This is a genomic window from Mesorhizobium sp. M6A.T.Ce.TU.002.03.1.1 (assembly GCF_003997275.1).
GTDB lineage: Bacteria > Pseudomonadota > Alphaproteobacteria > Rhizobiales > Rhizobiaceae > Mesorhizobium > Mesorhizobium mediterraneum.
The window spans coordinates 104315-126593 of record NZ_RZTI01000003.1; the positions used below are offsets into that span (position 1 = coordinate 104315).

Sequence of the window (22279 nt, forward strand, 5' to 3'; positions counted from 1 at the left end):
CTCCGTATACGGTTTTCAAGCCGCTTTCTTGCGCCGGCTTCCCGGTTCTTCGATCGGCGCTGCTGCTGCTCGAAAATCCTGCCAGGGATCCGACGACAGCGAGGCAAGCCGGGTTGGTGTGTTCTCGACCGTAAAATAGGCCGGTCCGATGCCGGGGCCGAGTTCGTCCCAGGCAAGCGGCATCGACACCGACGCACCCGGTCGTGCTCTTGTCGAATAGGGGGCGACTGCGGTCGCACCGCGCTGGTTGCGCAGATAGTCGACGAGAATTTTTCCGCGTCGTTTGGACTTGGTGATGGTCGAGACGTAACGGCCTGGGCTGTCGGACGCCATGGAGTCGGCAATCGCCTTGGTGAAGGCCTTTACGACAGGCCATTGCGCTTTCGGCTTCACTGGCGCCACGACGTGAAGGCCCTTGCCGCCGGAGGTCTTGATGAAGGGGACAAGCCCTGCATCCTTCAGCCGGTCGCGCGTCTCGACGGCGGCTTCGATCACCGCCTCCCAGCTCACGCCCTCGCCAGGATCGAGGTCCATGATGATCGTGTCTGGACGCTCCCAATCGCTCACCAACGAGCCCCAGGGGTGGATCTCCAGCGCCGCCGACTGGACAAGGCCGATCAGCCCATCGAGATCATTGATGCTGATCAGCCGCTCGTCGGGCGGGTCCTTGGGATCGTGGACCAGCACGATGTTGGGATTGAGACCCTTCCAGGCATGCTTCTGGAAGAACTGCTCGCCCGAAATGCCGCTTGGGCATCGCACCAGCGCTAACGCCCGGCCGACGATGTAGGGCGATGCATGGCGCCAGACTTCGGCATAATAGTCGGCGAGACCTTCCTTGGTCACGCCCTGGTCAGGCCAATAGAGGCGGTCGGGATGGGTGAGCTTGACGGTCCGGCGCTGAGGTTTGGGTGCTGCCTTGTTCGTCTTCGGCGTTTCGCGGATGATCTCCTTCGCCGGTTTGTCTTCTCGCAATCCGCGGAACGAGGCGTGGCGCAGATTGCCGTCGGCGGTCCAGGCCCGGAACTCGACTTCGGCGACGAGTTCAGGCCTGACATAGCGGGCTTGCCGAGCCTCCTCGGCGCTCAGCCGCTCATCGAACGGGCTTGACGGAATGCGTATCCGCTCGAGCTTCTTGAACAGGTCCTGTGCGACTGCTGCCGTGTAGCCGGTGCCGACGCGTCCGACATGATGAAGCTTACCATCGTCATAGACACCCAGGACGAGCGAGCCGATCGCATTGCGCGAGGTTGTCGAGGGGACGTAGCCGGCCACGACAAATTCCTGTCGCGCCGAGCATTTCGATTTCACCCAGTTCTTGCTGCGGCCCGCGCGGTAAGGCGCATCGCGAAGCTTGGAGACAACACCTTCCAGGCTCAGCCGGCAGGCGTGTCGCAGGACCAGCGTGCCATCCTCCTCAAAATGTCCGCTGTAGCTGATGATGCCGTTATCACTACCAATGACCTTTTCCAGCAATTGCTTGCGCGTGATCAACGCAACGTCGCGCAGATCGTACCCGTCGAGATGAAGCAGGTCGAAGACGTAGAAGCGAAAGCGATCGCTGCGGCCCTCGCTGAGGTCGGCTTGCAACGCGGAAAAATCCGACGCGCCGGCGGATGTCTCGACCACGAGTTCACCATCGATCAGCGCCGTCCCGACAGGTATATCGGCCAGCGCCGAAATGACCGCCTTTCCGAACTTCTTCGTCCAGTCGAGACCGCTGCGCGTCAACAGTTTGACGCGCCCGGCTTCGATCCGTGCCTGCAGCCGGTAGCCGTCGAATTTGATTTCGTGCAGCCAGCGTTCTCCGGACGGCGCGGACGAAACGAGGGTCGCCAGCGTCGGCTCGACGAAATCGGGAAGCGCTGCCTTCTTGGCACCCTTGATCTTTGACGGCTCCGGAATCCCAACAGTGGCGGGCTGCTCTTCCGGGGGAGCGGCCCTCGTGCGGCCGCCGCGGCGCTTGCTAATGCGCCCCGTCTTGGAAGACCAGCCGGGCTCTTCGCCGGCGACATCCTCGATCTTGCGGCCGGTGGCGACGGATTCCGGCCGCTCGTCCAGAATGTCAGGATCGCCTTCGGTGCGTGCAGCGTCATCGTCGCCCTTGATCAGCAGCCAGTTCTCGCGCTTCTCCCGCGGCTTTCCGGCCATCCGCACAAGATGCCAGCGGCCGCCAAGCTTCTCGCCGTGAAGTTCGAAATCGAGATGGCCTTTCGCATAGCCGCGATGCGCGTCGCCGATCGGCGTCCAGGTGCCTCTGTCCCACAGGATAACGGTGCCGCCGCCATATTCGCCCTTCGGGATGGTGCCTTCGAAACCGCCATATTCCAAGGGATGATCCTCGACATGGACGGCAAGGCGCTTCTCGCCGGGGATCAGGCTCGGCCCTTTGGTGACGGCCCAGCTCTTCAGGACGCCGTCCATTTCCAAACGGAAATCATAGTGGAGCCGCGTCGCATCATGCTTCTGTATGACGAAGCTGTTCCCCGTCCTCGGCGCCTTGCGGCCCTGCGGCTCCGGGGTGACGGAAAAATCGCGCTTCTTGCGGTAGGTCTCGAGCGCCATCGGTCAGCCGGCCTTCCGACGCGGCGCTGTCTGCTTCGGCTTCGCGTGACGAGCCGGCTTTGATTTTGCCGCGGGTTTTCTGGTCGAGGGCGGCTTGCCGCCACCGCCGGCACTCTGGCGCAGCGCGTCCATAAGATCGACGACCTTTTCCCGCTTGGGCTGCTTCGGAACTGCGATCTTCTTGCCTTCGAGCTTTGCCTTCACAAGCTCGGCCAGCGCTGCCTCATAACGGTCGTCGAATTTGGTCGGATCGAATTTGCCCTTCTTGGTCTTGATGATGTGTTCGGCCAGTTCGAGCATCTCGCCCGTGATCTTCATATCTGGGATGTTGTCGAAGGCCTCCTCTGCCGAGCGCACCTCGTAGTCGAAATTCAGCGTCGTTGCGACCAGCCCTTCGTCATAGGCCCGGATGAGCAAGGTCCGGACGCGCCGGAACAGGACGGTCTGGGCGATCGCGGCGACTTTCTTCCTGCGCATGCCTTCGCGGATCAGCCCAAATGCTTCTTCCGCGTGTTTGTCCGGCGGGGCCAGATAATACGGCTTGTCGAAATACACGTCGTCGACATCGGAACAACCGATGAAGGCCGAGACCGACAGCGTCTTGTCGCTCTCGGGGACGGCGGCTGCGACCTCATCCGGTTCGAGCACGACGTAGTCACCCGAGCTGATCTCATAGCCTTTGACCTGATCGTCCTTCTCGACGGGTTTGCCGCTATCGCTGTCGACGAACGCGCGATGCACCCTATGGCCTGTGGCGCGGTTTACCGTGTGGAAGGCGATCCGCTCTGAAGTCGAGGCAGCCGTATAGAGCGCCACCGGACAGCTAAGTTCTCCAATTTTCAGGAAGCCCTTCCAATTTGCTCTCGGCGCCAAGACAACAGCCTCACTGTCACAAGCGTTTGCACTGGAAATGCAACGTGGCGGCGCGCAGATTTGTTCCTTGGTGCCTACACGGCGATGATCGGATGCCTGGCCCACAGACAAATCGTTCCGCTGCAACCAAATTCATGACCCGCCGTTGTCGAGCAGGAAGGGAGCGGTTGGCCATGACGAGACTATCATTGACGAGACTGTCGTTTTTGTCGGCTCTGGTTGCAGCTCTGGCTTTAGCGGGCTGCAGCAACGAGGCCGAACCGACACAGGGCAGCACCAGCAGCACTGAACCGACTCAGAGCAACACCAACACCGTCGAGCAAAGTCCCGAGGTCGACAAAGATCCTACGCCCAAGTCGTCGACGGGCGGCGATCAGCCCGGTACGCCGCCGGCGCAATGAAAAACCGGTCGACCGACCGGTTTCTACGAGAAAGCCCTCTCTTCCCGGATGCATTCTCGACAACAAGGGCGCAGGGTCTCACCCCGACTGACTCTGCTCGACCAGATGGAACTTATACCGGTCTCGAATGAACGCGTTGAAGAAGCGGCCTTTTGACGGGGCTTTGCGGAATTCAGTGTAAGTCTGCGGCGGCACGTCGTCGTAATCGTAGCGATTGCCACTTGGAACAAACCATATGGAGAGGGTCCTCGTCGCCGGATCGTAGTTCATGCTTTGGATAGCAGTTGAAGGCATTTCCCAACGCTCGACGCGTCTGGGCAATAACCCGCCCCGGCGATCCAGGTTCCGCCTCGTAAAGATAGGAGGCGATGATCCGGCCGGCTCGGCGCCTCCAGGGCCTTGCCGCCACCGGGCGGCTTCACCAATTAGGATTGATGCCACCGCTCAAAACCAAGCAACCGGAAATCGCCGGCCAAGGCGACCTGTTTGGCGCGCCCGATTTTCGTGCGCTCGACGATCTGCCGGAGGGATTTCACTACCAGCCGGAGTTGATCACGGCGGAGGAAGAGGCTGAGCTGGTGCGGCAGCTCGAAAGTCTCGCCTTCCAGCCTTTCGACTTTCATGGCCACCTCGCAAACCGGCGCGTCGCCGGTTTTGGCCTGCGCTACGATTTTGACCAACGCAAAGTCGTCGAGGCGCCGGCGATCCCGGCTTTTCTGATGCCGCTCAGGGAGAAGGTGGCAGCATTTGCGCGGCTGCCCGCCGATGCTTTCGTGCAGGTTTTGATCAACGAGTACCGACCCGGCGCCGGTATCGGCTGGCATCGCGACAAGCCGCATTTCGATGCCGTGGCCGGCGTTTCCCTTCTTGCGCCATGCAGCTTTCGGCTGCGCCGGAAGAACGGCACGAGATGGGATCGCGAGACCATCACCCTAGAGCCAAGGTCGGCTTACCTGATGACGGGCCCGGCGCGCACCGAATGGGAGCACAGCATCCCGCCGGTTGCCGAACATCGCTATTCGATCACCCTGCGCACTCTGCGGCCGCAACGCTCGCTTCCGTCGAAAGCGGTGGTTCGATGACCAGGATCGAGACCGGCTCCTGTTTTTGCGGTTCGATAACGGCTGAGATGCATGGCGACCCGTTCTGGATTTGCTCCGATCACGATGACGATTGCCGCAAGGCCATAGGAAGCCCGCTGACCGTCTGGGTCGGCTATCGCCCGGCCCAATTCAGATTGCTGACCGGCGCGCCGAAGACATTCTCAAGAACCCCGGGCGTGCTCCGCACCTTCTGCGCCGATTGCGGCACATCCATAGCCTATCTCGACCAGGGGCTTCCCGAAGAACTCTATCTGACGATCGGCTTTTTCGATCACCCCGAACGCTTTGCGCCGCAGGCTCATGCCTATTGGGATATGAAGCTGCCGTGGGTGGAATTTCCCGACGATCTGCCGCGCGTCGGAAGATATTCAAGGCGGCGCGATCCGGCGATCGGAAATCCAGCCGATCGGTAACCGGTAAACGCCGCCGATGGGTCGATCTGGTGATACCGCGCGAGCATCATGCTACACTGGCGCTCACCTGGAAGGCGGCGGATCATGAAGAGCTTGACGCGATCATCGGCCCTTCCGGTTATCGGGCACGCCTGGTTGGAATGGAGCGGCGCCCGGATCGCGGCAGCCCCGTGATGTCGTTCGAAATCAGTTGGAGGCGGCCTGACAGGGCACCGCCGTCGACGGATTTGTTGACACTGGTGGGTAAGCATTGCGAGATCGAGCAGTTTGATCTCCTCAGCGAAGCGCGATAACCGCTACAGTGGATGCCAAGCCGGCCGGGCACCAAGACCGACAGCATCGCCAGCTCGAAAAGGCGTCATCGCTTCTTCTCGCCGGTTTCGATACCTATCTGTTGAGCGCAAGGCATAGATCGGGAACAGGCAGCAAGATTTGGCACAACGATCGGGAAGCGCAGACCTTCCACTTCATGGCGGACGCGTGCCGAAATGGCTCGGCGACCGTATGACGCGCCTTGGCGCGGTCATGTGCGAGGCGATCATTCACCACTACGGCCGCGAGGAGCTGCTGCGCCGGTTGGCGCATCCCTTCTGGTTCCAGTCGTTTGGCGCCGTGATGGGAATGGACTGGCATTCCTCCGGCATCACGACCAGCGTCATCGGCGCCTTGAAACGCGGGTTGACTCCGCTCTCGGGCGAACTCGGTATTCACGTGTGCGGTGGCCGCGGCGCGCATTCGCGCAAGACCCCGCACGAGCTTGCGGTCATCGGCGAGCGCGTCGGCTTCGACGGAGCAGGCCTGGCAACGGCCAGCCGGCTCGTCGCCAAGGTTGACAGTGCCGCCGTTCAGGACGGCTTCGATCTCTATCTGCATGGCTTCATCGTGACCGATGACGGCGACTGGGTCGTGGTCCAGCAGGGCATGAATGGCGACAGCAAGGTGGCGCGCCGCTATCACTGGCTGTCCGAGGGCCTGAAGAGCTTCGTCGACCAGCCGCATGCCGCCATCGAGGGCGCCAACCAGGGCGAAATCGTCAACCTGACCGACCGCCGGGCCGACGCGTCGCGCAAGGGGCAGCTGGAACTGCTGCAGGATCTTGGACCGGATCGCATTCTGAGGGAATTCGCCGCGCTTGAGCGTGACGTGGCTACGGCGCCGGAACCGGACCAGCCAATGCTGCCGCACCTCGTCATGCCGGCACACCACGACGTTCGCGAAAGCGATGTCGTCATGCACCGTCTTCATGGGAATATGGCGGCGGCTGCCGAGCGTGGCCCTGCCGATTTCTCCGAACTTCTTCTGGTCCCCGGCGTCGGCGCGCGCACGGTGCGGGCGCTGGCGCTGGTTGCAGAGGTTCTGCATGGCGCGCCGTGCCGTTTTTCCGATCCTGGGCGCTTCTCGCTGGCACATGGCGGCAAAGACAGGCATCCATTCCCTGTGCCGCTGAAGGTCTATGACGAGACGATCGGCGTGCTGAAATCCGCCGTTCACAAGGCCAGACTCGGCCGCGACGAAGAAATCGGTGCCTTGAAGCGGCTGGACGACCAGTCGCGGCAGGTCGAACGCTATGTCACCGGTCCCAGCCTGAAGGAAATCGTTGCCGGAGAGTTCGACCAATCGCATCTGCTCGGCGGGCGCAGTGTGTTCGGCTGGGAGCCCGCACCCGAGACGCCCGCGGACGTCAAGCAAATCAAACAAAACAGATAATCAGGCCGGATCGCAATTAAGCGGACCTGGCCTGATCCGCATTTGGCCTTCAGGCATCCAGATCGATCAAGGCGATGCCGAGTTCCGGACGCTTCCTGCGCCGCAGGTGGCCAGGCGCTTCCACCAAAGTGACTTCGAGTGTCGGCCGAACGATGCCTTCGAGCAGATGTCCGCCCTTCGTGCTGCCGTCGCGCAAGCCGAGCACCGCGTGGACGTGAAGGCTGGGCTTGCCGTCGTCGCCGATCGCAACATCGCCGATCGCGCTGAGCACCTCGCACTGTTCCTGGACAGGGATTTTCCGATAGGTTTTTTGGTTGAAGTCGAACCAGCCGACGGTCGCCCTTTCAAAAGCGCCGAGCGCGGTCAATGAGGCGCCGCCAATGTCCTGATCGACCGCGAAAGATGTAAGCGCCGCGAATGCTTCTTCGCCTGGATCAAGCACCACCACGAACGTCCTTTGTCCGGCGCTTTCGGCGACCAGCTGCGATTTCATGGGTTCACTCCAGACGCCATCCCGGCTTTTGCGTTGTCGTCTTCTGTCAATCGGGTTTGAACGAAATGACAGCCGCAGGGTTCCGGATGCCAAATTCGAAGCCGGCGATTGGACCGCGCGTCTGGAGGAGAAAAGATCACAGGCGCGTGAGGGAGGGAACATTGCCTTCAGCGGATGGTTTGGCCCGCTTGAGACGCAGCCAGCCTGGAGCCAGCCATGTCCGATCCCAAATCCCCCAGCAAACCCACATTGCCGAGCCTTAGCCGACGCAGCTTCATGACCGGATCCGTTTCCGCGGCCGCAGCTGCGCCGCTGCTTGCCAAGTCGGCGAAAGCGGCTGAACAATCAACTGCCAATTCGGTAGGGCCACGCGACCTGTCGACGATTTCAATGCGCATCAACAGGCAGGCCTATAATCTCGCCCTCGACAATCGCACGAGCCTGCTTGATGCGCTGCGCGATCATGTCGGCCTGACCGGCACGAAAAAAGGTTGTGACCACGGCCAGTGCGGGGCCTGCACTGTGCTTGTCGATGGCAAGCGGGTGCTTTCATGCCTGAGCTTCGCCGTCATGAACCAGGGTCGCGAAGTGACGACGGTGGAGGGGATCGCTTCCGCCGACGGGAGTCTGCACCCGATGCAGCAGGCGTTCATCGACAACGATGCTTTCCAGTGCGGTTACTGTACGCCGGGCCAGATCATGTCCGCCGTCGGCTGCGTCAACGAAGGCCATGCCGGCTCGGAAGACGATATCCGCGAATATATGAGCGGCAATCTGTGCCGGTGCGCCGCCTATCCCAACATTGTCGCGGCTATCGTCCAGGCGCGAGACGAGACCAGGAGGGCTTGAGATGCGCCCCTTCGTCTACGAGAGACCGACCAACGTTTCCGCGGCCGTCGCCGCAGCTTCGAATTTTGCTGGCGCGCGCGTCCCACCGACGCAGGCCAACGCTCAATTTATCGCCGGCGGCACCAATCTGGCCGACTACATGAAGCTTGGCGTGACGCAGCCCGAGCGGCTGCTCGATCTTAACGGTCTGGCCGAGCCGGCCTTGCGGCAGATCAGGATCAGCGACGACACGATCCGTTTCGGCGCGCTGGTTCGCATGGGCGAGGCGGCAGACAGGGCCGAGATCAAGCGCCGTTGCCCGCTCCTCGCTGAAAGCCTGAAATTAGCCGCCAGCGGCCAGATCCGCAACATGGCCAGCCTGGCCGGCAACGTGCTGCAGCGGACGCGGTGCGAGTATTTTCGCGAGACGTCCTGGCCGTGCAACAAGCGCGAGCCAGGATCCGGTTGCGCAGCCTTGGAAGGCTTAAACCGGCAACATGCGGTCCTCGGCACCAGCGACGCCTGTATCGCGACCTATCACGGCGATTTCGCCCAGGCCTTGATCGCGCTCGACGCCATCGTCGAAGCCGAGGGGAGGGAGGGCTTGCGCAGGATACCCTTCGCCAAGCTGCACCACCTGCCCGGCGATACGCCCAACATAGAGACGGATCTGGCCGCCGACGAAGTCATCGTAGCCATCAATGTGCCTTTCCGCGATTGGAGCCGCCGCTCGCGCTTCCTGAAGATCCGCGATCGCGAATCTTATGCGTTTGCGCTGGCCTCGGCGGCCGTCGCTCTCGATATGGACGGTGACACGGTCAGGCAAGCGCGCATAGCGCTTGGCGGCATGGCGACCGTGCCTTGGCGCGCAAGGGCGGCTGAAGAGGCATTGCACGGCAAGGTGCTCGATCGCGATGCAGCCGAGGCCGCCGCCGAGATCGCATTCGCCGAGGCGAAGCCAAGGGAACACAACGCATTCAAGGTGCCGCTCGGCAAACGCACTCTGGTGCGAGCCTTGCTCGAAACACGCGACATGAAGGTCTGATCATGAACCAAGCTGCCCCCGCTCCGAAAGAGAACATGGGAAATCCCGTTCCCCGGATCGATGCTCGCCTGAAGGTTACCGGCCAGGCCGGCTATCCGGCCGACCTTGCGACCGCGAATGTCGCCTACGGCGTGCTTGCCACCAGCACCATCGCCAGGGGCAGCATTTCCGCCCTCCGGCTCGAGAGGGCCCGTGCGGTGCCCGGTGTCCTCGATATCGTCAGCGTCGGCGACATCGACGAAGTCGACAAGCCGAAGTTCGGGAATGCCGGTGCAAGTTCGATCGGTCCGCTGCACGACAAGACCATCTTCCATGACGGCCAGATCATCGCGCTTGTTGTGGCCGAGACATTCGAGGCGGCGGCGGAGGCAGCTATGTTGATCCGCGCCGACTATGCGCAAGAAACGCCCAGCGCCAGCTTCGATTCCCAGGGAACCGGGATCGAGCCTGCCGCCGGCAAAAGCCCGATGTACAAGGAGGATCTTAAAGCCGGCGACTTTGACGCCGCCTATGCTGCTGCTGCGGTGAAGATCGACCAGAAATATTCGACGCCGACCCAGCATCACAATCCGATCGAGCTTTTTTCCACGACGGCATGGTGGCAGGGCGATCAGCTCACCGTGCATGAGCCAAGCCAGAACGTCACCGGCTGGAAGACCGAACTGGCACGGCAATTGAAGATCGACCCAGCCAATGTGCGGATCGTCAGCCCCTATGTCGGTGGTGCTTTCGGCTCCAAGGGACCGATGACCGCCCGCACGGCGATCGTGGCGGTCGCGGCCCGCCGCGTCGGCCGGCCGGTGCGCTGCGTGGTCAGCCGCATGCAAGCTTACGACACACAAACCTACAGGGCGGAGACCCGCCACCGCATCCGTATCGGCGCGAACAGGGATGGCCGCATCACCGCCTTCGGTCACGAAGGCTGGGAAGTGACCTCGCGGCCGGACGCCTATGTCGTCGCCGGCACCTCGGCGACCAGCCGCATGTACAATTACGGCTCGGTGCTGACGCATGTGTCGCTGGTGCATGCGGACCGCAACACACCCGGCTACATGCGTTCGCCGCCCGAGACGCCCTACGTCTATGCCCTCGAAAACGCCATGGACGAGATGGCTGTGGAACTCGGCATGGATCCGGTCGAATTCCGCCGCATCAACGAGCCGGAAAAGGAGCCGATCGGCGGCAAGCCGTTCTCCAGCCGTTCGCTGATCAAATGCTATGACCAGGCCGCCGAAGCCTTCGGCTGGTCGAAGCGCGAAGCGGCCGTCGGCTCGATGCGCGATGGCGACTGGCTGGTCGGCATGGGCTGCGCGACCGCCGTCTATCCGACCGCCGCCGCGCCCTGCGCAGCTCGTGTCCGCCTGACCGACGACGGCCATGTTCGTGTCCAATCCGGCTCGCACGAGATCGGCACCGGCGTGCGCACCGTGGCGGGGCAGATGGCGGCCGAACGGCTTGGCGTCGATATCGACAAGGTGAGCGTCGAGATGGGCGACAGCACCCTGCCGCCGGCACCGGTCTCGGGCGGCTCGATTTCGACCGCAAGTGTCTGCTCGGCGGTTCTGAAAGCCTGCGACGCGATTCGCGAAAAACTCTTCGCGGCGGCTGTCGGGGAAGGCGGACCGCTGGCGGGGTCCGGCAACGCAAAGTTGGAAATGGAAAAGGAGGCCGTCGTCGCCGATAGCGGCAAGTCGGCCAGACTGTCCGATGTCTTCAAGGCGATGCAGATCGGCGCGCTCGAGGAATATGCCGAGTTCGCGCCAAAGGGTTCCTCGCCGGAGGCCTTGAAGAAGCTCTATGCCGGGCAGGCGGAATTCCACGGCGGCGACCAGGACGAGGATTCGGTGAAATACGCCTTTGGCGCGGAGTTCGTCGAAGTGCGCATCAACAGCTACACGAGGGAAATCCGGGTCCCCCGCATCGTCGGCGCCTTTGCCGCCGGCCGCATCATGAATACGCGCACCGCGCGCAGCCAGTTGATGGGCGGCATGATCTGGGGCATCGGCCAAGCCCTGCACGAGGCGACCGAAATCGACCAGCGCCATGCCCGCTACGTCAACCGCGATCTGCAGGACTATCTGGTGCCGGTCAACGCCGACATAAAGCAGCTTGAGGTGATCCTAGTTCCGGAAGTCGATCACGCGGTCAACCCGGCCGGCGTCAAGGGATTGGGCGAACTCGGCAATGTCGGAACGGCAGCCGCCGTCGCAAGCGCGGTGTATCACGCCACCGGCAGGCGTATCCGCGATCTGCCGATCAGAATAGAGGATTTAATAGTATAATTTGCTCCGGTAACGGGTTGAAAACACAGAGATAGTCACCGCTGCCTTGCGGCGCTAATCGCGTCGGGCCACCAAATCGGAAATGTAGCGTTGCAGGGAAACAGTGCCACGCTCGGGATTGGCGGGCAGTTCAAGCTCGTCCAGAGTGAGGGCGGTCATGCGCGCATACGACTCGGCAGCCGCCCTGGAAAAGCCCATGCTCTCAAAGGTCTCTTGCCACTTTTCCCGTGGTGCCGTCACGACCTGAATGTCCTTTCGTAACTCGTCGCTCAGACAAGCCGCGACATCGGATGCAGTATAGCGCGCCGGCCCTTCGACATAGTGCATACCTGTCTGTTCGATCGGCTCTTTCAGCAGACGGGCAGCGGCGCGCCCGAGGTCGTCCGGTGCCACCATCGGCAATCTGAAGTCCGCCGGAAAAAAAGTGTTCACCACCCCATTCCGCTCCGCAGTTTCAAGAGCAAAATCCCAGTTGCTCATATAATATGCGGCCCGGATGATGCTGGCAGGGATCGGCTGGGCGCGCAGTTTCTGCTCCAACCCGTAAAGGATGTTCAGGTCGCCACACCGGTCGCCGGGCTGAGCGCCGTAGGTTGATTGCGCGACGATCTTTCGCAATCCAGATCCTTCAAGAGCCGCAGTGATGGCGGCAACGGTCTTGCGCTCTTCAACGTCCGTGTCGGTCGATGGGTCTGCTGGCGGATTGAGCAGAAACAGGCGCTCGCCTTGACGAAAGACGTGACGAAGGTCCTCGCTGTCGTGGACATCCGCCACCGCGATTTCAGCGCCACGCCGGGTCCAGTCGGCGCCTTTGGAGGGGTCGCGAGTTACGATGGTGACCGCTTCGCCCTGCTGCAAAAGCGACATGGCTGTAGCAGAACCAACATGGCCCGTGCCCCCGAGAATGATGTTCATGGCCGATCCTTTCGCTCCCTATTCCTCCGGGGCGGTGGCGGGAGCCGTATAACGGCGACGTACTGCATCCAGAACGTGCTTGCGGCTTTCCTGCGCCGAGAGCATTTCGTCCTTCTCTGCCTCGGCGGCTTCCCGCGCCAGCTCCTTGTCCCTGATCTGATGGCGAAACCATTCGGAATAGTCGCCGGCGCGCAGGTGATGCTCCCAAGTCCTGTCGTCGATGCCTTCGGCGATCTGAGCGAAGATCATCAGGTTATGGGCCCGCAGGTTCATCGCGTTGTCGGGACCTCTGAAATAGAAGCTGCCGGCCTCGTCTAGGTGACCTTCTGCATATTTGCGGCTGTGACGCTTGAGCGACTGGCGCGGCTCGATCGCTTTGACCATGGCAATTTTCTTGCGGGTTTGAGGCCGCCAGAACAACACGCGCTCGCCTTTTGGCGACGGAATATCCTTTGGCGGCTTGGTATCCGTCTCATGGCAAAAGGCCTTGATGACATTCTTGGCCTTGGGACCGAGCGCAATGACGGCAGTGACCAAGCGCAGGGCATCGGTCGAAATCGCTTCCGGATGAACGGTGATCAGGACGGTGCCCGGCAATTCCAACGATAGGACGGCGCGTGTGTCGTCGCGCTTCTTGGGCAGAAGATGATGTGCCTCGTCGATGACCAGCCAATGTGGCCTCGCCGTACGGTAGCGGAAACTGCCAAGGCCGGGGAGCAGATCGGCAAAGAAGTCCGGTCGCTCGTTGACCCGTAACGCCAGCCCATTGACGACCACGCTGGTGTCCGGCTTCTCGATCAGGTCGAGCACTTGTGCCTTTGTCGGTGCGCTCGAGCCATCGCCTATCCGGACGGCACCTTCGAGGCCATCATAGTCGCCTTCCGGGTCGAAAATGCAGAACTGAAAGCCGTTCTCGACGAAGCGTTCCGTCAGCGCGGTGGCCAAGGTGGATTTGCCGATGCCGGAGCTTCCGGCGATCAGAACCGTGTCGGTCGGCGTCAGATAGACTTCGTCGCCGCCGACCGAGCCGAGAAGAATGCCGTCGCGGCGTTTTCGGACAAGTTCCCGATCGCGCTTTACCAGTTTCTCGATCAGTTCCTCGACGCCTTTTCCACGCGCGCCGCGCGTCACCAGGTCTGCTGTATCCTTGACCGCCACAAGTGCATTGTCGACGGCGACGCTGCAGCCGCAGGCCTGCAGGAAGGCGTGGTCGTTTTCAGCATCGCCAATACCGACCACATTGTGTGGTGAAAGCCGCAGGTCCTCAAGTGCAGCGGCCAGCCCGGTTGCCTTGTTGATGCCGCTCGGCAGGATCATCACCGCGCCCTTATTGAAGATGATTTCCAGTTCCAGCCCAAGTTTTTTGATCACTTCAAGAACTGTTGCCTGGTGTGGTTCCCAGGTCGCAACGATCGACCGTCCGACTGAAAGCGGCTTGACGCCGTGCTTTTTCAGCTTGGCGACGAACTTGGGCGCCGGTGCCGGTGAAATCACACGTTCTTCCTCGCTGGCAGGCGTGTAGATCAACGCCCCATTTTCGGCGACGACCTTGTCGAACAGGCCGATCTCGGGAAAAACGCGCTTGAGGTCGGGCAGTTCTCGTCCTGTGACGAGAATGAGCTTGCGGCCACTTTTCTTGACCCGTTCGAGAGCCGCAACCGTCTTTTCAGCTACGATCCCCTCGTGCGCCAGCGTGCCGTCATAGTCTGTTGCCAAAGCGATGAAATACATTTGTCGACCATTTCATGTCTGAGATCGCCGCTACCACCGCCACACGCGAGGTCGCACGCCATTCCGAAAAGGCATGATCGCTGAGCGGGCGACAAGCATCCGGGCGAGCGGGTATCACTCCGCCGTCAATAACCGCCGATGATCGGCAATATCTCGCCGGTGATGTAGCTCGAGCAGTGCGGCGAGGCGAGGAACACATAGGCGGGCGCGATCTCCTCCGGTTGCGCCGGCCGTTTCATCGGCGTGTCTGCGCCAAATTTCGACACGTCACCGGCCTGCTTGTCCGATGGGTTGAGCGGCGTCCACACCGGGCCCGGCGCAACGGCATTCACCCGAATTCCCTTTTCGATAAGATTGCCCGAGAGCGCGCGCGTGAAGGCATGAATGCCGCCCTTGGTCATCGAATAGTCGACCAGTTGCTTTGAGCCCTCGATGCCGGTTATGGAGCCGCTGTTGATCATCGCCGAGCCGGGCTTCATATGCGGCACGGCCTCCTGCGCCATGTGGAAATAGCCGTAGAGGTTGGTCTTCAGCGTTGTGTCGAAATGCTCTTCGGTCAGCTCGCTGAATTCGCTGGAATGGATCTGGAAAGCGGCGTTGTTGACCAGCACGTCGATCCGGCCGAATTCCTTCACCACCTCAGCCACCGCATTGTGGCAATGGTCGCGTTCGCTGACGTCAGCCTTGATCAGGATGCAGCGCCGGCCTTCGGCTTCGACGGCCCTCTTTGTCTTTTCGGCATCCTTGTCCTCCGACAGATAGACGATCGCTACATCCGCGCCTTCGCGCGCATAGAGCACGGCCACTGCGCGGCCGATGCCGGAATCGCCGCCGGTAATGACAGCCACTTTGCCGTCGAGCTTTTTCGATCCGATATAAAATGGCGCGTCGTAAAGCGGCGCCGGCTCGATCGCCCATTCGTGCCCCGGCTTCGGCTGGTGCTGCTCTGGAAAGGGCGGCTCGGGATATTTGCGTGCTCCGGCCTGCATGGCGCCTTGTTGCTTGCCGCTGGATTTAGATTTGTCCTTGGCATCGATCCGACGCTGGATGTGGCGCTGCTTGGCGGCCTCGCCGGCGATTTCCGATTTCATCTGCATGGCTGCCTCCTTGGCTTGAAGGATGAACAACGCATGTCCGGCGAAAAAGTTTGCGCGACGGCGTCATTCTTCAGTCCGCGATGCGTTCGACAAGCGACCATTGCAGCCGCGGCAACGAGTGATGAGCGCCACCTTCGACAAACCGCCGATGAGAATCGCCCCCCCCAAATTTGGCAGCAGGCGCCGAATGTTCTTGATCGCAGCGAACCCAAAACGCCAGGAATCGACGGCGCGTACTGCCCAACTGGCAACGAATGATGCGGCCGGACGTTTGGGCACAAGCGGTGTCCGAGAACCTGAAGGCGCTGGCCAAGCAGAAGGTATTCCGAGGCTGGTGACCTGAAGATTTCCCGCTTCTCGGCGTACAGGCGATTTTGTCAGCGGATCGCGCCAAGGGAGAGGAAAATGGCTGAAGGTCATACCAAACCAAACGGGCCGGATCTGGTCGAGGGCATCGCGTTATCCGACCTTCCCGATGGCGGAAAGCTTCTCGGCCATTGCGGCGATGAGCAGGTGCTGCTGGTGCGCCGCGGGGCCGAGGTCTTCGCCATCGGGGCGACATGCACACATTATGGCGGGCCGCTCGTCGACGGTCTGGTGGTGGAAGACACCGTCCGGTGTCCCTGGCATCACGCGTGCTTCGATTTGCGTACAGGCGAGGCCTTGCGTGCCCCTGCTTTCAGTCCACTCGCGTGCTGGTCGGTGGAACAACGCGATGATCGGATATTCGTGGGCGAGAAGCGCAAGCGGACGGTATCCAAGCCGCGCAATGGAAGCTCCGGCCAGGTTCCAGAGAAAATCGTCATTGTCGGCGGCGGCGCGGCCGGTTTCGCGGCGGCAGAAAAACTGCGGCGCGAACACTATCAAGGCAGCATTGTCATGCTCAGCAACGACGAAGCGCCGCCCGTTGATCGGCCCAATCTTTCCAAGGACTACCTCGCCGGCAAAGCACCGGAGAGTTGGATTCCGCTCCGCGGAGAAAGCTTCTACTCGAAGAACGATATCGACCTGCGTCTCAACGCGAACGTCGCCAGCATCGATACACGTTCTGGCGAAATTGTGCTCGCGGACGGGACACGGACTCCTTACGACAGGCTACTCCTTGCGACCGGAGCCGAACCGGTTCGCCTGACCATACAGGGCGCCGACCAACCACACGTTCACAGGCTGCGCTCGTTCGCAGATTGCAAGGCGATCATCGAGCGAGCCACGACTGCGCGCCGCGCCGTCGTGCTTGGCGCCAGTTTCATTGGTCTGGAGGTTGCCGCGGCCCTGCGCTCGCGCGAGATCGAAGTTCATGTCGTGGCGCCGGAAAAACGGCCCATGGAACGGATCCTGGGTCCGCAAATGGGCGACTTTATCCGCGCCCTCCATGAGGAGAATGGTGTCGTATTCCATCTCGAGGACACCGCGAGCAGCATCGACGGCAGCAAGGTGAAACTCAGCAGTGGCGATACGTTGGCGGCGGATTTCGTCGTCGCCGGCATCGGCGTGCGACCGCGGACAGGGCTTGCCGAAACGGCGGGGCTCATCCTTGACCGCGGTGTCGTCGTGAACGCCTTTTTGGAGACGAGCGCACCAGGCATCTTCGCGGCCGGCGACATTGCGCGGTGGCCAGATCCTCACAGTGGCGAGAACATTCGGGTCGAGCATTGGGTGGTTGCGGAGAGGCAGGGGCGAACCGCGGCCCTCAACATGCTCGGCCATCGCGAGAAATTCGTCGCCGTACCGTTCTTCTGGAGCCAGCATTATGATGTGCCCATCAACTACGTCGGCCATGCCGCGCAATGGGACGAGATCGTGGTCGATGGAGACATCCTTGCCAAGGATTGCCTGCTCCGCTTCAAGCGCGAAGGGCGCACGCTGGCTGTCGCTTCGATCTTCCGCGACATCGAAAGTCTAGGGGCCGAGGTGCAAATGGAGCGTCAAATGACCTAGAGCAATTCCGGGAAAAGCGCGGAGCGGTTTTTCGTCCGGAATTGCGTAAAAACAAATACTTAGAGCGGGTCAGCGATTCTATCAAAAGCTGAACTGCTCTAGCGAGGCGCACGCTGTTATCCGCCTTCCGTGGCTCAGCATTCAATTGCGCTTCGTTCATTCCGCGCAGCACAAGGTCCGGGCTGCGGGCGCTGTGCGGCCGGTTCAGCCTGCGCAATCAGTCTCGGCGCGCAATGATCCAGTCGGTTGCCGCCGCGAGATCGGCGACGGTTGCGGTCGGGCGCGGATCAAACCGTTTTTCATCGCCCTGCCGGTATTTGCCTGTCCGCACCAGCAATGCGCCCGAAACTCCGGCGCGCAGGGCGCCAGCTATATCGGCCTCGGCGTCGTCGCCGACCATGATCGCCTGATCCGGCGGACAGTCCATGCTTGCCAGCGCCGACAGAAAGAATGCCGACGAGGGCTTGCCGAGGACAGTTGCGCGTTTCAGGGAGGCAAATTCCAATGCCGCGACGAATGGCCCTGCATCGAGGCTGAGTCCGCCGTCGGCGTCCCGAAACGTCCGGTTGGTGGCAAGGGCCAGCAATTCGGCCCCCGCACTCAGCTCACGAAACGCGTCATTCAACGCCGCATATGTGAAGGCGTCTCCGGCATCGCCGACGATGACGGCGCGCTTGTCGCGATCCGGTAGCTCGTCAAAATCCGGCGCAAGGCCGGGGTGAACCAACAAGTATGGCGCACGGCCATTGCGAAGCAGCCATTCGCGAGCAGCGTGCGCCGGCGTGAAAACATCTGCCTTGGTAACGGTGAGTCCCATCGCCTCCAGACGTTCGAGAACCCCTTGTTTCGACGAGCGCGTGGTATTGCTTACGAAGCGTACGGCCAAACCGGACTGGCGCAAACGCGCAACGGCGTCGATTCCGCCTGATATGGCGGTCTCGCCATCATAGATGACGCCTGCGAGGTCAAGCAGTACACCTCTTGTCATCGGTCCAGCATGATCACGAGTCCGCCGTGCGTCAAACCCGGAACAAGGCCATGGTTGTTCCTTTTGGATCAGGGCAGGCGCACTCGATTAACCGCCGCTCACTCCCACCATTCGGGGAAGGCCGTGCGTGCGACTTCGGCCAGCGTCGCGGTCGCCTCGTCGGGAACCGAGCTGTAAGGCCAGAGCAGTCGCGAGCCAAGCGGCGCCCAGCCGCCGGCTGCCGCCATCGCTTTGTCGAGCGCCGCATCGCTGACATCGTAGCGAGCGCGAAAAGGCAGAACGTGCGTGGCGAGAAAGGCCTGTATGCGCGTCTCGACCTTGGCAGCGGCTGCCGCATCCGTGCGGATCATCTGCCACCACGTCACCGCGCCCTTCGGGTTGAGGCAGGCGACGTTGGAATAGCTGCCGTGGGCGCCCTGGGCAAATCCCGTCGCCAGCGTATGGCCGGGCACGAAGACCGAAAATCCCGGCAGTTCGCGGCGCATGTCGGCGTACCAGTTGGCGTCGCCGCCCGGCAGCTTAGCGCCGGCCAGCGACGGCACCGCTGCACGCAGCCTGGCGATGCCTTCGAGTGTCAGGCGGCGCTTGGCGTGCGGTGGATTGTAGAGCACCAGCGACATGTCAGGCGCGGTCTCGCAAAGACCGCTGACGAAGCGCATGACCTCGTCGTCGCTGGGTGGCCACCAGTCGGGCAAGGTGAATTGCACTGCCGTCGGGCGAAGCGCCGACACCCGCATCAACCGCTCGCGCGCGACGCGCGGATTGGACTGGCTGATGCCGATCTGGAAGGGCAGGGGCGCGCGGCCGGCTATCGCGGCCACCAGGTCGCAAAGCCGATCGAACTCAGGCTCGGTCTGGCAGTGGAACTCGCCGGCCGTGCCGTTGGAATAGATGCCGTCGACACCGGCCGCGCAAAGCCGCGCGATCGTCTCTTCCGTCGCGTTCCAGTCGATTGCTCCGCGATCGTCAATGGCCAGCATCACCGCGCCCCAGACGCCGCGCGGCGCCTGTGCAGGCAAGTGGGTCAGGTGATCGTCGGGCTCAGCGCGCACCGGCGATCTCGTGCTCGCGGCGAGTTTCGTTCGACGCAAACGCGGCCTCGATAATGCCGATGATCTTGCGTCCATAGGCACCGTCGACCGGCACCGGCTTGTCGTCGGCAATGGCATCGCGCATCGCCGTCCATTCGCGCACCAGCGCGTTATGCATCCAGTTCGGCTCGAACGAGCCTGGCAGGTCGGTCCAGACCGTATCGCGGCCAAGCATCGTGCCGCGGTCCATGTCGATGCGCAGCGTTCCCTGCTCGCAGACCAGGTCCATGGCGTAGGTAGTCGCGCCATTGCGATAGCCGATGCTCTGCACCTGGCCGATGCCGCCGCCGGCGAAGCGCAGACCGACCAGGGCGGTGTCGTCGGCTTCCTGGTCATGGAACTTGGCGCCGAGCATGGCGCTCACCGATACGACATCGTCATCCATCAGCCAGACCAGGCGGTCGAGCGCATGGATGCCGGCCGTCAACAGCATGCCGCCGCCGGTTGCCTTGCGCAGATGCCAGTCGCGGCGATTGTGCTCCATCCACAGCTTGATGATCCAGCTCGATCCGATGAGCGGCCGGCCGAGCGCTCCTTCCTCCAGTATTTGCCTGGCCGCCGTGCAGGGCAGGGCGAAATGCATGAGATGGGCGATCATGAGCTTGACGCCAGCGGCGACCACGGCGGCGTTGATTGCATCGCAGGCCGCCGCCGTCGGCGCCATCGGCTTTTCGAGCATGATGTGCTTGCCGGCCTCTGCTGCGCCGATCGCCATCTCGGCATGGAGATGGTGAGGACTGGCGATGAGGACAGCGTCGACATCCTTGTCGTCCAGCAGCTTGCGCCAGTCGGTGTAGCCGCGACCACCGTGTTCGCTGGTGAAGCCGGCCAGGGCGTCGTTATTGCCGCGGCACGATGCGACGAGTTGCAGGCCGTGCACCTCCTTGATTGCCCTCGCATGGGCCGCGCCGAAATCGCCCGCTCCGATAATGCCTATTCCAATCATCGTCCTGCCTTTTCATACGCGGCGTCGATCAGCGACATCGCCGCAACATAGTCATCGATTGAAGTCGCCGGCGGCGCCTTTCGGGCCAGCCGGTCGAGCGTGTCGCTCATGCATAGCCGATACCGCGTCGCCGGCAATTCGATCGGCAAGTCGACGATAGCGCCATCGTCGAGCGTCGCACAGATGGCGCGATCGCCATAGTCGATGAGGGTCGCATTCTCACTGACGATGCGCCATTCGAAATCGCCGCCGGGGCGCATCGAAGCGAAAGTATATCCCGCCTCGACGACGAACAACGCTCCGGCAGCGTCTTCCAGTACGAGCAGTGCATGGTCCTCGACGGGGGTATGGTGAATGCGGTTCTCTATCGAAACGGCTTTCAGCCTAAGCCCGGCGGTTGCCAGGCTGAGCGCGGCGTCGATGCCGTGTATGCCGAGGTTCCTCAGCGCGCCGCCGCCACCGATCGCCGGATCCACGACCCAGGCGACACCGTCGGCCGCATAGCGCTGCGGCGGGCCATTGACCAGCCGGAACTGGCAATGCGCAACCGCACCGGCGCGGCCTTGCTGGCGAAGCCTTTCAAAGCCAATGACGGCCGGCCCAAAGCGGTTGGGCAGGGGAACACTGACAAAGGCCTGGTGCTGCCTCGCCAGGTCGCGCAGCGCGGCCAACACTCCAGTGCTGCTCGCCGCCGGCTTTTCCAGGATTAGCGGTATGCCGGCTTCGATGACGGCTCGCGCCCGCGCGGGCACCGTCGAAGGATGTCCCATCAGCAGGATCACGTCCGGCGGGCTGGAGAGGATTTTCGCGAAATCGGTGATGAGCGGCAAATGATGACGCGCCGCGAAGGCGCGCGCATGTTCCGCGTCCTCATCCCAAATGCCGGCAATCTCAGTGCCACAAGAGTGTGCTGCGTCGAGATGCATTTCGGCGTGCCAATGGCTCGATCCGGCCAGGACAATCTTCATTTCAGTGACGAATCCTCTTACTTGCAGGATATCCTACAAGTCGCTATGCTACAAGCATCGACCGCTTTGCGACGCGCCATCGGGCGCAATTAAAGCGGCGCTGGGAGCAAAATGCCGGAACCCAAGTTGATCTCAGAACCCAAGCCGATCTCGGAACCTAAGTCGATCGAGCCGCTGACCAGACCGCCGCTGCTTCACGTCAGCGTGCAGGAGAGCCTCAGGAAATATATCCAGAGCAACAAGCTCAAGGCGGGGGATCCCTTGCCTCCGGAGACCTTCCTGGCGCAGCGGCTCGGCGTCGGCCGCAACTCGGTGCGCGAAGCTATCAAGGCGCTGGAGTCGATCGGCATTCTGGAGACGCGCCGCGGTATCGGCGTGTTCGTCAAGGAATTCTCGTTCAAGCCCTTGCTGGATAATCTGGCATATGGCCTGCAGGATTCGTTGCGCGACGTGGAGGAGCTGCGCGAGATCCGCCGCGTCCTTGAAACCGGCCTCATCGCCAAGACCATCGAGATGATCAGCGCCGAAGACATCGCCGCGCTGCGCCAGCTGACCGAAAGCATGCGGCGGCGCGCCGAGCGCCAGGAGAGCTTTGCCGAAGAGGACCAGCAATTCCATCAGCTGCTGTTCCGCTGCCAGAACAATCACATGCTGAGCGCGCTGATCGACATCTTCTGGGTGGCGTTCAACAAGGCCTCGAACTTCACCAGCCTCGACAATCCGACACCGCTGGCGACGTGGCGCGACCATCACGAGATCGTCGAGGCCGTTGCCGCCAAGGATGTCGACCGGGCGCGTCAGCGCCTCGACGATCACTACAGGGGGATTCAGCAAGTCATCGCCAAAAACCGAACGACCTGACCAAACGCCGAACTACCTGACAATGCCAAGGGAG

The 22279-nt window shown here is 62.1% G+C and carries 21 protein-coding genes; 10 read left to right on the top strand and 11 right to left on the bottom strand.

What is annotated here, in order from left to right:
* Window positions 1-15: 15 nt before the first annotated feature.
* Both ligD and EOC93_RS02105 read right to left on the bottom strand, forming a co-directional pair.
* Window positions 16-2565, bottom strand: coding sequence for a DNA ligase D (gene ligD, locus EOC93_RS02100; RefSeq protein ID WP_127203720.1), 2550 nt, complete (start codon window positions 2563-2565; stop codon window positions 16-18).
* Between the two features lie 3 nt (window positions 2566-2568).
* On the bottom strand, window positions 2569-3438 hold the full coding sequence (locus EOC93_RS02105) for a Ku protein (RefSeq protein WP_127203721.1): 870 nt from the start codon (window positions 3436-3438) through the stop codon (window positions 2569-2571).
* A gap of 173 nt (window positions 3439-3611) precedes the next feature.
* Here EOC93_RS02105 and EOC93_RS02110 point away from each other — a divergent pair, with 173 nt between their 5' ends.
* On the top strand, window positions 3612-3839 hold the full coding sequence (locus tag EOC93_RS02110; RefSeq protein ID WP_095486617.1) for a hypothetical protein: 228 nt from the start codon (window positions 3612-3614) through the stop codon (window positions 3837-3839).
* A 78-nt stretch (window positions 3840-3917) separates the two neighbouring features.
* On the opposite strand, the gene EOC93_RS02115 is transcribed toward EOC93_RS02110, so the two are convergent.
* The gene (locus tag EOC93_RS02115; protein WP_127203745.1) at window positions 3918-4133 is read right to left on the bottom strand and encodes a KTSC domain-containing protein; all 216 of its coding nucleotides are present in this window, start codon (window positions 4131-4133) and stop codon (window positions 3918-3920) included.
* A 140-nt stretch (window positions 4134-4273) separates the two neighbouring features.
* On the opposite strand from EOC93_RS02115, the gene EOC93_RS02120 reads away from it, so the two are divergent.
* From EOC93_RS02120 to EOC93_RS02135, 4 genes are all read left to right on the top strand, one after another.
* Window positions 4274-4921 (top strand): alpha-ketoglutarate-dependent dioxygenase AlkB, encoded by a 648-nt coding sequence (locus EOC93_RS02120; RefSeq protein WP_127203722.1) that lies wholly within the window; start codon window positions 4274-4276, stop codon window positions 4919-4921.
* Window positions 4918-5355, top strand: a complete 438-nt coding sequence (locus EOC93_RS02125; RefSeq protein WP_127203723.1) for a GFA family protein — start codon at window positions 4918-4920, stop codon at window positions 5353-5355. The genes EOC93_RS02120 and EOC93_RS02125 overlap by 4 nt, the downstream gene beginning before the upstream one ends.
* 29 nt (window positions 5356-5384) lie before the next feature.
* Window positions 5385-5648 carry a hypothetical protein gene (locus EOC93_RS02130; RefSeq protein ID WP_127203724.1) on the top strand — a complete coding sequence of 88 codons (264 nt, stop codon included), beginning with the start codon at window positions 5385-5387 and terminating at the stop codon, window positions 5646-5648.
* Window positions 5649-5787: 139 nt separating this feature from the next.
* Window positions 5788-7062 (top strand): DUF763 domain-containing protein, encoded by a 1275-nt coding sequence (locus EOC93_RS02135; protein WP_127203725.1) that lies wholly within the window; start codon window positions 5788-5790, stop codon window positions 7060-7062.
* A gap of 49 nt (window positions 7063-7111) precedes the next feature.
* On the opposite strand, the gene EOC93_RS02140 is transcribed toward EOC93_RS02135, so the two are convergent.
* A complete protein-coding gene (locus tag EOC93_RS02140; protein ID WP_127203726.1) occupies window positions 7112-7555 on the bottom strand; it encodes a PPC domain-containing DNA-binding protein in 444 nt (147 codons plus the stop codon).
* A 216-nt stretch (window positions 7556-7771) separates the two neighbouring features.
* Between EOC93_RS02140 and EOC93_RS02145 the strand changes: the two genes are divergently transcribed.
* From EOC93_RS02145 to EOC93_RS02155, 3 genes are read left to right on the top strand one after another with little or no spacing between them, the layout of a single operon-like run.
* Window positions 7772-8404 carry a (2Fe-2S)-binding protein gene (locus tag EOC93_RS02145; RefSeq protein ID WP_127203727.1) on the top strand — a complete coding sequence of 211 codons (633 nt, stop codon included), beginning with the start codon at window positions 7772-7774 and terminating at the stop codon, window positions 8402-8404.
* A gap of 1 nt (window position 8405) precedes the next feature.
* A complete protein-coding gene (locus tag EOC93_RS02150) occupies window positions 8406-9428 on the top strand; it encodes a xanthine dehydrogenase family protein subunit M (protein WP_127203728.1) in 1023 nt (340 codons plus the stop codon).
* Between the two features lie 2 nt (window positions 9429-9430).
* The gene (locus EOC93_RS02155; protein ID WP_127203729.1) at window positions 9431-11710 is read left to right on the top strand and encodes a xanthine dehydrogenase family protein molybdopterin-binding subunit; all 2280 of its coding nucleotides are present in this window, start codon (window positions 9431-9433) and stop codon (window positions 11708-11710) included.
* 54 nt (window positions 11711-11764) lie between these two features.
* Here EOC93_RS02155 and EOC93_RS02160 read toward each other — a convergent pair whose 3' ends face one another.
* The 3 genes from EOC93_RS02160 to EOC93_RS02170 form a co-directional block, all read right to left on the bottom strand.
* Complete coding sequence (locus EOC93_RS02160) at window positions 11765-12625, bottom strand: NmrA family NAD(P)-binding protein (protein WP_127203730.1); 861 nt, start codon at window positions 12623-12625, stop codon at window positions 11765-11767.
* 18 nt (window positions 12626-12643) lie between these two features.
* Window positions 12644-14356, bottom strand: coding sequence for an HAD family hydrolase (locus EOC93_RS02165; RefSeq protein ID WP_127203731.1), 1713 nt, complete (start codon window positions 14354-14356; stop codon window positions 12644-12646).
* A gap of 125 nt (window positions 14357-14481) precedes the next feature.
* The gene (locus EOC93_RS02170) at window positions 14482-15453 is read right to left on the bottom strand and encodes an SDR family oxidoreductase (protein ID WP_127203732.1); all 972 of its coding nucleotides are present in this window, start codon (window positions 15451-15453) and stop codon (window positions 14482-14484) included.
* A 405-nt stretch (window positions 15454-15858) separates the two neighbouring features.
* On the opposite strand from EOC93_RS02170, the gene EOC93_RS02175 reads away from it, so the two are divergent.
* Window positions 15859-17391 (top strand): FAD-dependent oxidoreductase, encoded by a 1533-nt coding sequence (locus tag EOC93_RS02175; RefSeq protein WP_127203733.1) that lies wholly within the window; start codon window positions 15859-15861, stop codon window positions 17389-17391.
* Between the two features lie 217 nt (window positions 17392-17608).
* Here EOC93_RS02175 and EOC93_RS02180 read toward each other — a convergent pair whose 3' ends face one another.
* The 4 genes from EOC93_RS02180 to EOC93_RS02195 form a co-directional block, all read right to left on the bottom strand.
* The gene (locus EOC93_RS02180; protein ID WP_127203734.1) at window positions 17609-18379 is read right to left on the bottom strand and encodes a TIGR01458 family HAD-type hydrolase; all 771 of its coding nucleotides are present in this window, start codon (window positions 18377-18379) and stop codon (window positions 17609-17611) included.
* A gap of 98 nt (window positions 18380-18477) precedes the next feature.
* Window positions 18478-19431 carry a dihydrodipicolinate synthase family protein gene (locus tag EOC93_RS02185; protein ID WP_245461345.1) on the bottom strand — a complete coding sequence of 318 codons (954 nt, stop codon included), beginning with the start codon at window positions 19429-19431 and terminating at the stop codon, window positions 18478-18480.
* Window positions 19421-20416, bottom strand: a complete 996-nt coding sequence (locus tag EOC93_RS02190) for a Gfo/Idh/MocA family oxidoreductase (protein ID WP_127203736.1) — start codon at window positions 20414-20416, stop codon at window positions 19421-19423. The genes EOC93_RS02185 and EOC93_RS02190 overlap by 11 nt, the downstream gene beginning before the upstream one ends.
* Entirely contained in the window at window positions 20413-21384 is a 972-nt protein-coding gene (locus EOC93_RS02195; protein ID WP_127203737.1) for a Gfo/Idh/MocA family oxidoreductase, read from the bottom strand. Before EOC93_RS02195 ends, EOC93_RS02190 begins: the two co-directional genes overlap by 4 nt.
* Window positions 21385-21513: 129 nt before the next feature.
* Here EOC93_RS02195 and EOC93_RS02200 point away from each other — a divergent pair, with 129 nt between their 5' ends.
* The gene (locus EOC93_RS02200) at window positions 21514-22245 is read left to right on the top strand and encodes a FadR/GntR family transcriptional regulator (protein WP_245329942.1); all 732 of its coding nucleotides are present in this window, start codon (window positions 21514-21516) and stop codon (window positions 22243-22245) included.
* Window positions 22246-22279 lie beyond the last annotated feature (34 nt).